Below are 16,370 nucleotides of genomic sequence, written 5' to 3' on the forward strand. Positions count from 1 at the left end.
ATTATTTTCCCATGTCTCAGAAGCTACCTTTTGAATAAGCAACACCGGTTGTACTTGTGTAAATATTATAGTTTAAAATGTGATCGGGCAGAACTTACTAAGATAACTGGTGGATACATCAGTGTTCGCAGGAATCTCTCACTTCAAACAGCCCGTTAGAACGTTAAGTGGTGAGTAGTTCATAAACGACCATTCACCTTTCCTATTGATGGAGAAATTATGACAGTCGAATTTTTCAATTAACATATGACTCATAGACCTTATTTAATAGAAAAATGTAGTCTTAACGTGCAGCAAAAAACTAAAAATCCTAACATAAAATCTCCGACTCATCGGGGATTTTATGTTAGTTTAACAGATGTATATAAGTATGTGGGTAAAGAGATGGAGGGTGTGAGCATATACGGAGTGATATTCTAGTTTTCTAGTTCCCTAACGATAAAAATTGAACAATAGTGTTATTTTAGACGAAGCCAACTGTGAGTACGGAAGGAGGCTTCGTCAGATGAAGTTACTATGCAAGGGTTTGGTAAACAAAAATCCTTGTGACAAAAAATCTAGTGGGAATTAGAAAATTTCGTTTCAAGGAATTTACCCTGCAGATACATAATAACATAGGGTTATCAAAAGAAATGTAACAATAATGTAAGGATTTGTCGAATTGAATGCGAAAGTTTGTTCAAGGAGAGGTAATAGGGTCGTTGAAAATTTCTTTCTGCTGAAAATCTACAAACCAAAAAGGGTACCTTCGAGCAGTGCTCTTTAAGTGGAAAATGGATTGTTGAAGAGTTAACTATGAGTAATTGTGGCGAAAAGATAATCAAGAATTTACTTTGTTGGAAATAAGCTAAATGGATGGCATCGTGGAGTGCAGTATCCAGTCCGTTCTTTGTTCATGGTATTTTGATTGGATTATTCTGGAGCCAAAACTAAACCAAAACACTATCTGATATGTAAGTGTAGGAGCACCTCAGAAAGTGCTCTTTGGCTAGGTCAATTATTTAGTTTAGATAAATCTCGTAACAAAAATACAAGTGTTATAATAACCATTACAAAATTAAATACGAGAGCTACTATAGTAGATAAATCTGTAATTTTCATGATCATAATACAACATGAGAAAATTGATGTTATAAAGGGAATAGATTGCCTTATTTTTGTTATTAAATAATTATTATTGTCATTAAGGTTCATCATTTTCATGCCAATAAACATTAGTAAAGTCGAAGTAATTAAGACACCAAACCCTGCTACAGCATCTTCAATAAACCAAGGTAATAATGGAAACATTGCTGAAAATAAAAATTGGTTAAGTACTAAAAGAAATAGTTGAATAAGGGACATATTTATATGCCTGTTCATTTGTTCCATTTTTTACCCCCAAAAACGTAAATATAAAAGATGATTATTACAACCTATATTTTTATTATTTTGTAAAAAAATAGGTTGACTATGAAGGTGTGAAACACCAATTCTAGGTGGGAGATGAATGTCGGCTGGCATAAGCCAACATGTTTGCTACTATATACTTGTACAGATAGCTTTTCAACGCTCTATCGACCCACGCTTGCCGAAGTTGCAAAACCAAGCTAAAGTAGGAAGCGTGGTGAGTAGTTCAATAGTAGAATCTTCTTCTTCCTTAGTGGTCAAACCATTTGCACTTTTATTAAAACATCAAGTTTTTAAGTATGTAAGTTACAAATAGTAACAAAGATAACTTGTTCTAACACAGTCTTTCTATAAATCCATAGAATTTTTCTCAGAGAAGCTCTATCCTTTGTTTTTTTTGAATTTCATTAAAAAAGAACCCTTATATAAAGGATTTTTTAAATTTATAAGCGATTAAACTTTGTTTTAAAGCCACATTTCTATCGCTTAATCAATGCAATAGCACCATGCTTATTATTTTAAGGAAGGATAGAGAGGTAACAATTCGATTACAATGCATCTACCATCTCTTTAATACGTGTTAAACTAACATAGTACCTCCGTTTTGGAGTTCTTTAATACGACTTGTATATTTCTGTTCTGAGCCCCCTTATTTTCTTATAAGGGGGCTCACTCTGTTCAAGTTATTTGTTTAGTTTTCTTTAATCTCTGCATCGCTTAATCAATGCTATAGCGTGATGCTAATTTTAGGTTACTAGTATAAACGTCACACCTTTATCCAAAACTTCGCGTCTTTCTTAAAAGCATTTTACCTTTATTTCAAATTCACATTTGATATGTTGCCTCCCGTTTGGAAAATTCCACAAATTGATGATCCATTTTTCTCCGTTCTGAACGATGAAATTACATTTTGAACACTCTATACTCGATTCGTATGCTCTTTTAATTTTAGGAGCTGCATTTGCAGTTCCTCCAAGAGATTTTATACATTGTTTCTAGAAATGCTAAAGCATCTTAAAGAAGAGGAGATTACATATGTTGATCAATCAAAGTGGAACAAAATTGGTTAAGTCTTGGGAAGGTACTGACTTATGAAGCAGATTGAGGTAAGAAGTTTGCGTCCGGTTTTTTTAGGTATTTGTGGTGCTTTCTTTTTTTCGTTCACATTTATAATTAATCGAGCGATGGAATTATCAGGTGGTAACTGGATATGGAGTGCGTCACTAAGATTTATTTTCATGGTTTTATTTCTTTTGCTTATTGTTATGAGTAGAAAAAAACTAAGGCCGCTATTGCAAGTTATGAGAGAAAATCCGGGAGCGTGGGTTTTATGGAGTTTTATTGGATTTGTCCTGTTTTACGCTCCATTATGTTTTGCGGCTGAACATGCACCAGGATGGGTAATTGCAGGGACTTGGCAGATTACTATTATATCAGGATCTTTATTAGCACCTCTTTTTACTCAAACCATTCAAACATCAGATGGGCTTCTTAAGAAAAGAGGAGAAATACCAATAAAAGGGATGGGTATGTCACTTATTATTCTTCTTGGTATCGTTCTTATGCAAATAGAGCAAGCGAAATCTCTTGCTCTAAGGGATATTTTGTTAGGTATTATTCCCGTCATTATAGCTTCTTTTGCTTATCCATTAGGTAATCGTAAGATGATGGAGGTTTGTGGGGACCGTCTGGATACTTATCAACGTGTGCTCGGAATGACATTAGCTAGCTTACCATTTTGGTTTTTGCTATCCGTGTATGGCTTTTTTACAATAGGAGCGCCTAGTAAAGAACAAACAATGCAATCTATTTTAGTTGCTATTTGTTCAGGTGTAATTGGAACTATTTTATTTTTCAAAGCAACTGATATGGTAAGAGGGGATATGCAAAAACTAGCTACTGTTGAAGCAACGCAATCTATGGAAGTACTATTTGCTGTTATCGGGGAGTTAGTTTTATTACATTCTCCGACTCCTACTATTTTATCTTGGGGCGGTATGTTTGTAATAATGCTAGGAATGATAGCACATAGTTATGTTTCTCATAAAGGTGAAATGACACAGCATCAAGGTATTAGTGCCTAAAAAATAGTTTGAAAATAATATGAGGTTCTGGTGCGAAAAGTCTATAAAACATACAAGGGTCTTGGTATTTTTGTACCGAAACCGACATGCCTATGGGCTATCATTAATTTTCCTTATAGGAGATGGTGTAGCTCTATGGCAGTAACTGAGATAGTATACGCCGCTATCGATTGAATCAATGGTATTATCTTAAAGCTTTTTTATATTAGACGGTCATTTATATAATTTCACATACTTTAATGAAAGTAGAGAATACCATTTTCAATTATCATTGATATCCTATTTCGAAAAATGCTAACGTTTTAATGGGGAAAGAATTATCTGTAATAGTTTTGTCTTTCAGTGTATATAGGGCGGGTGAATTATATAATAAAGAGGACAAAGATCATTAGATAACCTCATTACCATAATAAAAAACTATAATTTATTAATCTGAAGAGCTATTCCGATAGCTCTTTTAATGCATACCCTCATTTTTAAAGATTATATATTAGATTTCTAAAGCTAATCACAAAGAATATATAGAAGTTTTATTTTTTTGAGTGGCTTAAAATCTCTTTTTTGTAAAAATCAATTAAATTGAATATTAACCAAGCGATAAATAAAAAATATGCAATTTTACTATATTTTGAAAGGGTGTTAAACAGAACTGTCATTACTATAAATGGAATAATTATAAACCCATAATATTTTTTCCACCAAATAGATAAATTTACCATTATTTGTAACCTCCTACTTTTAGAATTAAAAATTTATAAATTCTCCTCGATTTTTAAAAATATATTATTCTATGTAATTTTTATTTTTTCCCTAACACGGATTTTGTTATATTTCTGAATGTGTATATGTTTTGCAGTATCTTTTAAATTTCAGCTAACTTTGCAACAGAACCAAATATGTTAATAATTTCGCACTATAATATATAACGCAGTTCCACTCTTACTGATATATGGTCTTTACTCAATTTAACAAAAATATTTACCAGATGTTTTTTAAGAATATTCTGATTTTGTTGAATGGATAGAATTATAACGGATATAATTCTTAAGTTATAGAAGCTTTACACATTACAGAATGTGAGAATCTTACAGTAACATTAAAACATTACGTTCTTCACATGTAAATCCCAAAAGTATGATTTGTTACCATCTGTAACCTTCGGAAAGATTTATATTATATATTATAAAATTATATCATCATGAAAGGAGATACATTATGTTACCCAATACAGTATGTACATCAAATAAGAAAAAGAAATGGATCATCATCGGGGTTATTGCTTTAATAGTTATCGTTGCAGTTATTAATATTTTTGTAATGCAAGGTAAGAAGAAAGGAACAGCGAAAACAGATGCTGTAAGTTTTGAGAAGGTGACAGAGCGTAAGCTGAATAATACGAAGTTAATTTCTGGTCAGGTGAAGCCTGGGAATATTGAAAGTTTCTATGCGGATCCGACTAAAGGAAAAGTGAAAGATATTGCGGTAAAAGAAGGGCAAGAGGTAGAAAAAGGCACGAAGTTATTCTCTTATGATAATGAAGAAATTAATTTGCAAATGAAGCAAGCTGAGCTTGATCAGAAGATGGCAGATATGCGCTATGATCAAGGGAAGAAGAAAATTGATTCGTTGAAGAAAGAAATTAAGAAAGCGAAAGATAGCGGAGCTGGGAAAGAAGTAACAGATCCGATGGAAGAGCAAGTAAGTGAGTTAGAGATAGCGCAAAAGACAACTGATCTTGAGAAAGAAAAAGGGAAGTTGCAGAAAGAAGAGTTAAGTAAAAAGCAGAAAGAGCTTACGATTTATAGTAATTTTGCGGGCGTTGTTCAAAAGTTAGATAAAGATGCGGCGCAAGGTTCATCTCAAGCTTTAGGTGGTCAAGGGAAAGCCTTCTTACAAGTGGCCTCTAAAGATCCGTTTCAAGTTCAAGGGACGTTAACTGAGCTTCAGAAGTCACAAATTCAACCAGATCAAACATTCACTGTAACTGCGAAAGCAAATAATAAGAAGAAGTGGACAGGTAAGATTACAGAGGTAAGCGAATTCCCAACAAGTGCAGAGATGGCTCAAACTGGTGGTATGGGTGAAGCGACTCAAAATATGTCTCAATATACATATAAAGCAAGTCTTGATAGTCAAGATGGTTTATCTCCAGGTTATCACGTTTCACTGCAAGTAAATTTAGAGAATAAGACGATGGTTGCTGTTCCGACTAAGAGCATTGTAGAAAAAGGCGATGATGCATTTGTTTATGTTGAGGATAAAGGAAAGCTTCGTAAACAAAATGTGAAAAAAGGTTCTACTGATGGAGACTGGACAGAGGTTGTAGAAGGCGTAACAGTGGGGCAAAAGGTGGTTAAAAATCCTTCCGACGATGTGTATGACGGAATGGAAGTGAAAGAGAAATGATTACGTTAAATAATATTGCTAAAACGTATTATCAAGGAAAATTGGCAGTGCCGATTTTGCACGGTATTAGTTTAACGATTCAAGGCGGTGAGTTCGTTTCCATTATGGGACCGTCTGGTTCTGGTAAATCAACGCTTATGAATATTATTGGTTGTTTAGATCGTCCAACAGAAGGCGAATATATGCTGAATGATGTGAATATCTTAACAGCAGACGAGTCAAAGCTTGCTCTAATTCGTAATGAATATATTGGCTTTGTATTTCAGCACTTTAATTTATTACCACGTCTTTCCGCAGTGGAAAATGTTGAACTTCCGCTCGTTTACGGTGGTGTGAAAAAAGCGGAGCGTCGCAAGCGTGCGCTTGAGGCACTTGTTAAAGTAGGGTTAGCAGATAGAGTTCATCATTTACCGAATGAATTATCAGGTGGACAAAAACAACGTGTGGCGATTGCGAGAGCAATTGCGAATAATCCAACGTTCATTATGGCTGATGAACCGACAGGTGCGCTTGATACGAAGTCTGGTGAACAAGTTATGGATATTTTCACGAAGTTAAACGCAGAAGGAACAACAATCGTTATGGTTACGCATGAAGAAGAAGTAGCAGCTTATTCTTCTCGTCGCATTATACTGCGAGATGGGAAAATTACAGAAGATAGAAGGTGTGCAGTATGAGTTTACTAGATAGTATGAAAATTGCCCTATCTTCTATATTAGCTCATAAACTGCGCTCAGCTCTTACGATGCTCGGTATTATTATCGGTGTAGGTTCAATTATTACTGTAGTAGCGATTGGCCAAGGCGGAGAAGCTGCCTTAAAATCACAATTTGTTGGATCAGGGAATCAAACAGTTCCTATTCATTATAGTCCTGATATAAATGATCCTTTTGGTATGGAGATGCCTGAAGCACCAAAAATAACAGAAGAAGATATTTTTGAACTCAAGAAGATCCCAGAGATTGCACATATCGTAACAACAAATTCAGGTATGGAGTCTCTTGATATTGAAGATAAAAAAGAGATGGTGAATATTACCGGATTAGACAATGAATACTTCACGGTGAATAAAGTGAAAGTACTCAAAGGACGTTCGCTGCAAGAATCAGATGTGGATCAAGGTAATAACGTTGTCATGATTAATAAGCAAATGGAAGAGAAGGTATTTAAAGATGTGAATCCAATTGGCAAAATCATTGAAATGAAAGGTCAACCGATGCAAATTATTGGTGTCTATCAATCAGATAATGAGTTTATGGGAATGGGATCATCAGAAGCACTCATTCCAATTTCATTATGGCCAACACTGTATGGAAAAGATGAAATTCAAAATATTTCTGTTCAAGCAAAAAATGTAGATAATTTAGAGCAAGCAGGCAAAAAAGCTGCGGATGTCTTAAACAGTCGTAAACCAAGTGATGCAACTGGTAAATACGAAGTGATGAATTTAAAAGAAATTCAAGAAGGTATTTCAAAAATGACAAATATTATGACGATGATTATTGGTGGTATTGCTGGTATTTCATTAGTTGTTGGTGGTATTGGTGTTATGAACATCATGCTTGTATCTGTAACAGAGCGTACGCGTGAAATTGGTGTACGTAAAGCACTTGGAGCAACCAGGGGGAAAATTTTATTACAGTTTTTAATTGAAGCGGTTATGTTAACGCTTTTAGGTGGTTTAATTGGTATTGGTCTGGGTTATGGCGGTGCATATATCGTTTCAACATTTGCGAAATGGCCACCACTTGTTTCATGGGAAGTCGTTGTTGGAGGTGTATTATTCTCAATGACACTTGGTATTATTTTTGGATTAATTCCAGCGAATAAAGCTGCAAAATTAGATCCAATTGAAGCATTACGTTATGAGTAATTTACTAGCGTAGTGGAGAGGTTTCTCTCTACTACACATTTCCATTCTAGTGGGCAGGAGGATGGGTATCGCCCACTAGAATGGGTTATATAAATAGAGGGAGGCATTATAGTGGAAGCAAATATTAATACGCAAGAGGTTGGTACGAAAAAACCGTCATTATTCGGAATGATTACATCTCCTGGTTTGCAGTTTGAGAGAATGAAGAAGAGTGAGAAGGTGTGGGGGATATTCTTCTTCGTTGCATTATTACAAGGACTTGTAGGAGGTTTCACAACATATGTTGTGAACAACTCACCTGAAGTGATAAAAATGCAGAAAGAATTAGGTGAACTTGCCGGAAAGAGTTCAATGACATCAGAAATAATTTCTGGTATTGGATCCAGTTTCGCTGGAGCAATGGTTAGTGCGTTATTTGTAGCAGTTATTTATAAAGTGTTTATGATGCTTTTTGGAAACGATACGTCTTATAAAACATTATTGACTATTATTATATATACAAACTTTGTTCTTATCATTGGTGAACTTATTAATACTATTTTAAATTTAATTTTGGGTAGCGGAGCAACTCGATATACTAGTTTAGGTTCATTGTTTACTGAAGGTACATTAGCATATGGAATTGGCAATACAATTGAAGTGTTTTATGTATGGAATTTAGTTTTAATTTGGTTAGGGTTACAAATTACAGCTGGGCTGAGTAAAGTAACGGCTACTATTCCAATTATTGTTTTATTTATTATTAAAGCCGTATTTTTAGCTGCAATTATTGTATTAATAGCAAAATTTTTACCAAATATGCCAGTATAATGAGATAGGATTAGGAAAAGGGTTCATTAAAGAACCCTTTTCTTATTTTCTATTGTAAACTTTTTGATAGGTGTAACTATATTTTTAAAATGAGTTTTAAAAAACTTACAAAATGTTAAACTCAAAAAACCAGTAATATCATGTACAAGTACTGATATTACTGGTTTTTTATATAAATGCTTTAAAAGATTAGGGGGGTCTACATTTTGTATTGTTTTACATATCTGAATGAATTAAATTTATATTACCTGTTTAAGTGAGCCTGTAGAAGCAAAGGATGTTGTAGTGGCTGTATCCCGAATCTTCAACTCTCCAGAATTGATATAAATTAAAATTCGCTGTTTGTTTACAGATTTTTTAGCCATCAGAGTAGGTTCTAGGGTATATTTACTTGATATAACACTGCTACGAATATTTGGGATCAGAATCATTAGCGAGATTACATTTTTGAGATACTGTTTATTCTTCGCTTCAAGAGATATTTGTCCAAATTTATTGTAAAATCCCTAACTTATTTCACTTTCCAATACACCTTTAACACTAAAACTAACCAATTTATACCCACTCTCTGAGCCAAAGATATTGGATATAAATTGTCATATCTGTTTTAACTTTAAACTGCATCTCATACCTTATGTTTTTGCAGAAATTCATGCGATTCACCTGGTGTCACTTTTTTCAGCATCCTAAAGTTTATCACCTTGAATTCAAATTTCTTTTAACAAAAAGCTCTTTTTAGACCACATTTTACTTCGAAAAATCTAGATTTGAAATACTATTTTCAGCACCTGTTTTTGGTAATATTTTTGCGCTTCAGGATTATTTAAACGTTAAGCGTGACAAGTTTTAAGAAATCACCCTAATATTTCCATAACAGGAACTTAAATAAAGGTTCTTTCATAGTGCTTTCCAAATATTCTTTTGGTATCACTATATCCCATGAATTTCAAACCACATAAAAACTAGGTTGTGAATCCATTCATTTTAGCTTTTTATTTCTTCAACCTACAATATTATTATAATTTATAAAATTTAATTGTATATTGAAGGGGTTTTACTTGTTTGGTTTGAGATAATACCACAGATGGGACATTTTGTTTTTTCACTTATCGAAAAATCTACAACACATACATACTTATTAAATATTTACTATGCTTAAATTATAGATGCAAAAAACTGAAATTTTATTCTTTTGCATCTTATAGAATGTAAGGACCTTACATCCAAAATTAAAACATCTAATTTTCGATAAGTAAATGATGAAACTTTATTTGTAATCATTTGTTACCTTTAAATAAAACAGTAGTGCTGAATTCATCATACGAGAGAATTCTTTGTTACTGTCTGCCTAAAGGACAGGATACTATTCTCTAAAATCTTTATTAATAACTAAAGGATTTAAAACTTTAGAGGCAATTCTTCTAATGATCTCATCAGGTAGTTTTCTTGCCATTTTATTCGCTCTCTTTTACCTTGTATCTGTATATCTGGCAAACGGTGTAACAGTGTAGAAATTGCAATTTTTGCTTCTAAACGAGCGAGTGGTGCACCAAGACAAAAATGACTCCCATGACCAAATGCAATATGACGATTGTTTTTTCTTGTAATATCAAATACATCAGCATCTGGAAAGATCTTTTCATCACGATTAGAAGATGCTACGGATATAATAATTCTATCTTTTGATTGTATATCTTGTCCATGCATTGTAAATGGTTCTGCTGTCCAACGTAAAGTCGTTAGTTCAACAGGGCTATAAAACCGTAATGCCTCTTCAATTGCTGAATCAATTAAATCGGGATTTTGACGAAGTTTTTGTAACTGAACTGGGTGCTCCAGCAAAGCCAAGGTCATATTTGTAATTAAATTTACTGTTGTTTCATGTCCAGCAACAATAAGTAACGTAATTGTCGAATATAATTCAGATGCATTTAATTTCGTTCCTTCACTTTCAGCCTTTATTAGTGCACTAATTAAATCGTCAGCAGGTTGTTCTCTCTTTTTATTAACTAAATGCTGTATATATTCAGCAAATTCTCCTAATTTTTGATTGTTTTTCTGCATGTCCTCTAACGTATGTGGGGTACTAATAATTGCCTGTGACCAAACTCTAAATTTATGCTGATCTTCAAGCGGAACACCCAACATTTCACTAATTACCATAATAGGTAAAGGGAAAGCATAATCACTTACAAGGTTTATAGAATTATTATGTTCTATTTTATTTAATAAAGTATCAGCAATATATTGAATTTGGCCTTCAAGTTGTATGATCATCTTAGGGGTAAATGCCTTTTGAGCAAGTGATCGTAGACGATTGTGATCAGGAGGATCTGAGTTGAGCATATGATTTCTTAAAAGATCCCTATTCTCTAAGGAAATAGGGACGTCCACGTCTTCTTCGTTATTGAATACGTTTTCAATATTTTTCATCAGTTTAGCATCTTTCAATAAAGAAATTGCGTCCTCATATCTTGTAATCAACCAACTTTGACTATTTTCTCCTGAAGATAAAGGATAAACAGGGTGACATTCGCGCAATTCTTTATAGATATCATATGCTTCCTGTTTAAATACAGGAGAAGATAACTGTGATTCGAATAATAGCTTAAAATTCAGTTCATTTTTTGAAGACATTTATATAACCTCCATCTTTATAAATATCTAGGTAGCTGCAGCACCTAATTTGCATTATAAACCATCCAACTCTGATAAAGGTAAGAATATTCCGATAAAATATTACTTTACTTGGTGAAATAAAAAAATTAATCCTTTGATATATACCTACTTTAATATACTTTATATGTACCAAGGTTTTAAAATTACAATTATTTATAAATAGCATAAAATATTCTTTAATGCAAATCCCTCTTTTATTATCATAAAAGTATCGAGAAGAATATTGGATCTAGTTGGTTTGACTTGCGACATGTCAAAAAACTATGAATTCTTTCCTTACTTGCATGGAGGAAAAGGACAATGGTGCAAAAGATTTAGGACAATTACAATAAATCTACAAACTTTGGACATACTGATACTACTAGTCTAAAGTCGGGCGTAATTGGTATGGAAAAAGAAAATGTATTCAAATGGAAGCATTATCAGCTTAATTGTTTTGTTAAAGATAAGATGGTACCTACGGTACAACCTCAGTTTTCGCGATGTAGTGGAAATGATGGAGGAACGGGGTTTATCTTTCTCATACAACGATTATGCGTTGGGTTCATCAGTACGGTCCTGAATTTGACGTCACCTTAAACAAACAAGTGACTCCTGAAGGGAAGATGAAACATTTATGAAAATAAAAGGTCAATGGATGTACCTGTATCGTGCTGTTGATTCGAAAGGAAATACAATCGATTTTACCTGAGCAAAACAAGAGACCTGAAGATTGCAAAATGTTTTTTCAAGAAGGTCTTGCTTCTTTTCATGTTTCAAACCCCCGTGTTATGACAGTCGATAAAAATCCGGCTTATCTTATAGCAATTGAACAATTGAAAAAAGCATACCTGGTGGTATGCGACTTAGACAACAAAAGTACCTGAATAACATAGTAGAACAAGATAATTTCTTTATAAAGAAGCGAATTCGATCTATGCTAGGATTCCAATGTTTTGACACAGTTACATCTATTCTTTTTGGAGTAGAAGCTATGCATATGATAAAAAAGAATAGGTTGATTTACGGGACCAGCGTGTCCAAAACGAGAAAGAATTCATCCATCAATTGTTTGGACTTACAGCATAAGGTACGATTCCATTAGAAATTCATGCGCTTTAGTATCTTTTATTCTATTTTTACACCAGAGCCCTTTGCAATGCCCAGTACAGTTGCTCTTTCTAGCGCTCATTAAAAAAAGTAAAACCTACTGCACAAAAGGGTCCTTTAGTCATAAGCTTCACTAGCTGTTGTGCGGTATATTTCGGTGAATATTTCATGTCATTTTGAAGCCACCAAATTGCCATCCCGACAACACAGGAAGTGAAGAAACGTAATACCATATCCTTTGGAATATCTGAGTCATGTTCTCCAATTTTAAGCTCAATGTAATTTCGTTCAAGGTTGTTCATGATAGTCTGCTGCATTTGTAGATTAAAATCATGAATGCCATGAGGCCCAAACATGGTTTTATAAAAGTCTGCATGTTTTACCATACACTCAAATAACGATTGTAAAACTTCCTCGAGTTTCGAAAAATCTATTTGATTTCCCTGCACATGGGCATATAGGACCATCTTACTTGCTAATTCCTCTAGTACATCCTCACTAATCTTTGTTAACAAATCTTGTTTATCCCTGTAATGCGAGTAAAATGTAGCCCGATTGATGAGTGCCTCATCTGCGATATCTTGAATAGTAATAGCATCGTATCCCTTTTCTGCTATCAGTTTGATAAAAGCATCATATATAAATTTTTTGGTTCGTATAATCCGTAAATCCGCTTTTCTCAACACTTTATACCTCCCCGTTTGTTATTGTCATTATAGACAACAGATTTCATCTTTTTGTTTTTTATCTAACATTTATGCCTTAACTGTAAATTGAATTTTATGGAAAAAACGATATAATTCCATTATAAACAACATGAGTTTATTATCAACAACACATTGTTAGTTATCTATCTAACTGTTGGTTAAACGAATACTAGGAGGAATAATTTAAAAGGCTTATAGTGAAGCGAATTTTCAAACAAAAGATGGTTCTAGGTGTCATTTTAGGTATTATGGCTGCTGTTATCATCGTTAGTTTTGCTTTTATGAAATAATAGATAATCCGCTAATTTAGCTTGTAGAAGTGTAGTAAATACAGTTCAAAAGAACGATACAAACAAATAAAACCAAAAATAAGAGTTAAGGCTATGGTACCTATATGCCTGAAAAAAACATACTAACGATTATCTAGATGAAAATAGAATAAAAGTAAAAACTTTCATATCGACTGTATTTTTCATACGTTTATAAATATATATTGTTAATGTGATCAAGGGGGATGAGAATAATTAAAAAAAATATTATTTTTGCACCAGAAACTTTTAACTTGGCCGAAACTACCAGATCAATAGAAGTAGCAAAGAAATGTTCCGAATACTTTCATTGCATATTTATAGGCTACTCTAGAAAATATGCGTATCTTATTGAAAAAGCTAACTTTGAATTTATCCACCTTGAACCAGCTTTAAGTGAAGACGATATCAATCAACTTATGAAAGTCGATCAGATGAAGGGCATAAAACATCCCTTTACATACGAACATCTCAAGAAACGAATTGAAAATGAGAAAAGAATTATAAATACTTACTGTCCGGCGGTTGTCATTATCGGAACCACATTAAGTATGTTTATTTCGGCGAGAGCTTGTCAAATACCACTTGTATATATTAAACCACTAGCATATACAAGAACTTTTTTATTAAAAGGGCACCTAGAATTACCTTCTATAATTAATAAGCTTTTCTTACCTAAAAAGTTTACTATGAATCTTTATAAAAAGGTTGCTTTAGGTATTACTTATAAACCAAAATCTTTCTCTAAATTGGCAAAAGAAGAAGGAGTAGAACTTCCAAAATACACCATAGATGCACTAGATGCCGATTATAATTTAATTACAACCATTCCTGAAATTAGTGGTGTGGAAGATCTTCCTGCTAACTATAAATATATTGGCCCGGTTTATGCAAAACTGGATACATCCATACCTTCATTTGTAGATAGTCTTCCCACTAATGAACCAGTTATTTACTTTGCAATGGGGAGCTCTGGAAGTAAAGAAATTGTCATGAAAATCTTACATGTTTTAAAGAAGCTACCTGTAATAGTTATATGCCCTATGAAGGAAATACTTGGGCCTAGTGGAAATGTTTTTTCTAGTAATAAGAATATAATCCTTTGTGATTTGCTCCCTGCTCATAAATTGGGAAACATAATAGATTTATCTATTATTCATGGCGGGGAAGGTACAGTTCAAACAGCTTGTTTGTCGGGAAAACCATTCCTTGGGCTTGGATTGCAAGCAGAACAAAAAGTCAATATAAATGAATGTGTTCTCTTTGGTAATGCATTAGCTCTTAAACGAAAAGATATAACAACTAAAAAGCTTGGTGAACTAATAGAATTTTCTTTAACAAATAAAGAGATGCACAATAGGGCAGAAAAAATGCAGGAGCTTTTAGAAAATATTGATGGTCCAGTAAATGCTGCTAACTTCTTAATAAATCATTTCGCTACAACATAAAAGAATAATGGGGGTTTACCATGAATAAAGTATACGATAAAATCATTAGCCATTTGGCTGAAATAACAGGTTATGATCAAAGTGACATTGCTGTAACTGATTCGTTAGTTAATAATCTTGGTCTTGATTCAATGATGATTATGGATTTTCATAGATTAGTAGTACATGACTTTCCTGAGATGAAAGAAGTCGACTTGGAAGAAGTTTTTCAACAAGAGGATACAACTGTAGACGATATTTTATCTTTAGTATATAAAGAAATAGGAATAGAAATGAAACAAGATACAGCTTCATTGCTGGATGATTTCACTGAAGTTAAAGAGTTTCATAAATATCTTAAAAGCAGAGAATACATTCCTTATTTTAGAAAAAACCATGGAATAGCATCAAATAGAATTATTATTGATGGAGAAGAGAAGATAAATTATTCCACTTATAATTACCTCGGTATTAATGGTTCAAATATAATTAACCAGGCCGTAATTGAAGCGATAAATCGTTATGGAACGAGTGTTTCTGGTAGTAGATTACTTAGCGGAGAAATTGAAATCCATCAAAAGCTTGAAAGAAAAATTGCTGAATTCTTAGGTGCAGAAGATGCTCTAATTCAGGTGGGAGGACATAGTACTAACGTTAATACCATAGGGAATATTGTCAATCAAGAAGATTTAATTCTACATGATGCATTGGCTCATAATAGTATTATACAAGGTGCAATTCTTTCTAATGCCAAGCGAAAGCCGTTTAAACATAATGATATGGATCATCTAGAAGATGAGCTAAAAAAGCTAAGGTCGAAATTCCGCAGGGTTTTAATCGTGGTAGAAGGTGTTTACAGCATGGATGGAGATATCTGTAAATTACCAGAACTAATTAGAATAAAAGAAAAGTATAATGCTATTCTCATGGTGGATGAAGCGCATTCAATCGGTACTATTGGTAAGAATGGTAGAGGTGTAACAAGTTATTATGATGTTAACCCTAAATCAGTAGATATTTTAATGGGAACATTAAGTAAATCCCTTAATAGTTGTGGGGGATATATTGCTGGTAGCAAATCCTTTATAAAATATTTAAGATTCAATTCACCTGGATTTATTTTCAGTGTAGGAATGACACCAGCTAATGCAGCTGCGGCATTAGCGTCGTTAACACTCTGTGAAAGTGAAGAAAGTTTATTTATAAGATTAATAGAAAACCATACTTATTTCTTAAATGAATTAAAGAAACTAGGAGTTGATACAGGTAAAAGTTATGACACGCCAGTAGTACCTTTAATCATTGGAAATTCTGATGAAGCTCTTAAATTCTCGGAAATATTATTTGAAAATGGAATAAATGCGATGCCGATAATTTACCCTGCAGTAAAAGAGAGTGAAGCTAGAATAAGATTTTTTATCTCAGCTGCCCATTCAAGAGAAGACCTGGATATGACTTTAAAAGTAATTAAAGAAAACATTCAAAGTTTATCTACTTATAATGAGTCCGTGTTAATACCTTTATAAATTACGTGGAAATTTATATAGATAGGGAGCTTTTTGCTTCCTATCATTTAATTTTAAAAGAAGAGGAGGTTA

General features: G+C 33.3%; 12 protein-coding genes and 1 pseudogene. 9 read left to right on the plus strand and 4 right to left on the minus strand.

Features of this window, described 5'->3' with window-relative positions; genetic code table 11:
* Window positions 1–993: 993 nt before the first annotated feature.
* Window positions 994–1,371 (minus strand): hypothetical protein, encoded by a 378-nt coding sequence (locus tag DN390_RS00080; protein WP_147806314.1) that lies wholly within the window; start codon window positions 1,369–1,371, stop codon window positions 994–996.
* A 118-nt stretch (window positions 1,372–1,489) separates the two neighbouring features.
* Between DN390_RS00080 and DN390_RS00085 the strand changes: the two genes are divergently transcribed.
* Window positions 1,490–1,705 (plus strand): hypothetical protein, encoded by a 216-nt coding sequence (locus tag DN390_RS00085; RefSeq protein WP_147806315.1) that lies wholly within the window; start codon window positions 1,490–1,492, stop codon window positions 1,703–1,705.
* 775 nt (window positions 1,706–2,480) lie between these two features.
* The gene (locus DN390_RS00090; RefSeq protein WP_147806316.1) at window positions 2,481–3,473 is read left to right on the plus strand and encodes a DMT family transporter; all 993 of its coding nucleotides are present in this window, start codon (window positions 2,481–2,483) and stop codon (window positions 3,471–3,473) included.
* A 530-nt stretch (window positions 3,474–4,003) separates the two neighbouring features.
* Here DN390_RS00090 and DN390_RS00095 read toward each other — a convergent pair.
* Entirely contained in the window at window positions 4,004–4,192 is a 189-nt protein-coding gene (locus tag DN390_RS00095) for a hypothetical protein (protein ID WP_147806317.1), read from the minus strand.
* Between the two features lie 496 nt (window positions 4,193–4,688).
* On the opposite strand from DN390_RS00095, the gene DN390_RS00100 reads away from it, so the two are divergent.
* The 4 genes from DN390_RS00100 to yknW all read left to right on the plus strand — a co-directional run bounded on the left by DN390_RS00100 (window position 4,689) and on the right by yknW (window position 8,562).
* Window positions 4,689–5,879 (plus strand): efflux RND transporter periplasmic adaptor subunit, encoded by a 1,191-nt coding sequence (locus DN390_RS00100; RefSeq protein ID WP_147806318.1) that lies wholly within the window; start codon window positions 4,689–4,691, stop codon window positions 5,877–5,879.
* On the plus strand, window positions 5,876–6,556 hold the full coding sequence (locus DN390_RS00105) for an ABC transporter ATP-binding protein (protein ID WP_147806319.1): 681 nt from the start codon (window positions 5,876–5,878) through the stop codon (window positions 6,554–6,556). Before DN390_RS00100 ends, DN390_RS00105 begins: the two co-directional genes overlap by 4 nt.
* Window positions 6,553–7,752: an ABC transporter permease gene (locus tag DN390_RS00110; RefSeq protein ID WP_147806320.1), complete on the plus strand. Its 1,200-nt coding sequence runs from the start codon at window positions 6,553–6,555 to the stop codon at window positions 7,750–7,752. The genes DN390_RS00105 and DN390_RS00110 overlap by 4 nt, the downstream gene beginning before the upstream one ends.
* Window positions 7,753–7,863: 111 nt before the next feature.
* Window positions 7,864–8,562, plus strand: a complete 699-nt coding sequence (gene yknW / locus DN390_RS00115) for a YknW family membrane protein (protein WP_147806321.1) — start codon at window positions 7,864–7,866, stop codon at window positions 8,560–8,562.
* A gap of 1,398 nt (window positions 8,563–9,960) precedes the next feature.
* Here yknW and DN390_RS00120 read toward each other — a convergent pair.
* Window positions 9,961–11,199, minus strand: coding sequence for a cytochrome P450 family protein (locus DN390_RS00120; protein ID WP_147806322.1), 1,239 nt, complete (start codon window positions 11,197–11,199; stop codon window positions 9,961–9,963).
* A 429-nt stretch (window positions 11,200–11,628) separates the two neighbouring features.
* Here DN390_RS00120 and DN390_RS00125 point away from each other — a divergent pair.
* Window positions 11,629–12,309: pseudogene (locus tag DN390_RS00125) on the plus strand (IS6 family transposase).
* Window positions 12,310–12,401: 92 nt separating this feature from the next.
* Here DN390_RS00125 and DN390_RS00130 read toward each other — a convergent pair.
* On the minus strand, window positions 12,402–13,016 hold the full coding sequence (locus DN390_RS00130; protein ID WP_147806323.1) for a TetR/AcrR family transcriptional regulator: 615 nt from the start codon (window positions 13,014–13,016) through the stop codon (window positions 12,402–12,404).
* Between the two features lie 535 nt (window positions 13,017–13,551).
* Here DN390_RS00130 and DN390_RS00135 point away from each other — a divergent pair.
* Both DN390_RS00135 and DN390_RS00140 read left to right on the plus strand, forming a co-directional pair.
* Complete coding sequence (locus tag DN390_RS00135; protein WP_147806324.1) at window positions 13,552–14,793, plus strand: glycosyltransferase; 1,242 nt, start codon at window positions 13,552–13,554, stop codon at window positions 14,791–14,793.
* 20 nt (window positions 14,794–14,813) lie between these two features.
* The gene (locus DN390_RS00140; RefSeq protein WP_147806325.1) at window positions 14,814–16,298 is read left to right on the plus strand and encodes an aminotransferase class I/II-fold pyridoxal phosphate-dependent enzyme; all 1,485 of its coding nucleotides are present in this window, start codon (window positions 14,814–14,816) and stop codon (window positions 16,296–16,298) included.
* Window positions 16,299–16,370 lie beyond the last annotated feature (72 nt).

Source organism: Bacillus sp. SH7-1 (assembly GCF_008042405.1).
Lineage (GTDB): Bacteria > Bacillota > Bacilli > Bacillales > Bacillaceae_G > Bacillus_A > Bacillus_A thuringiensis_N.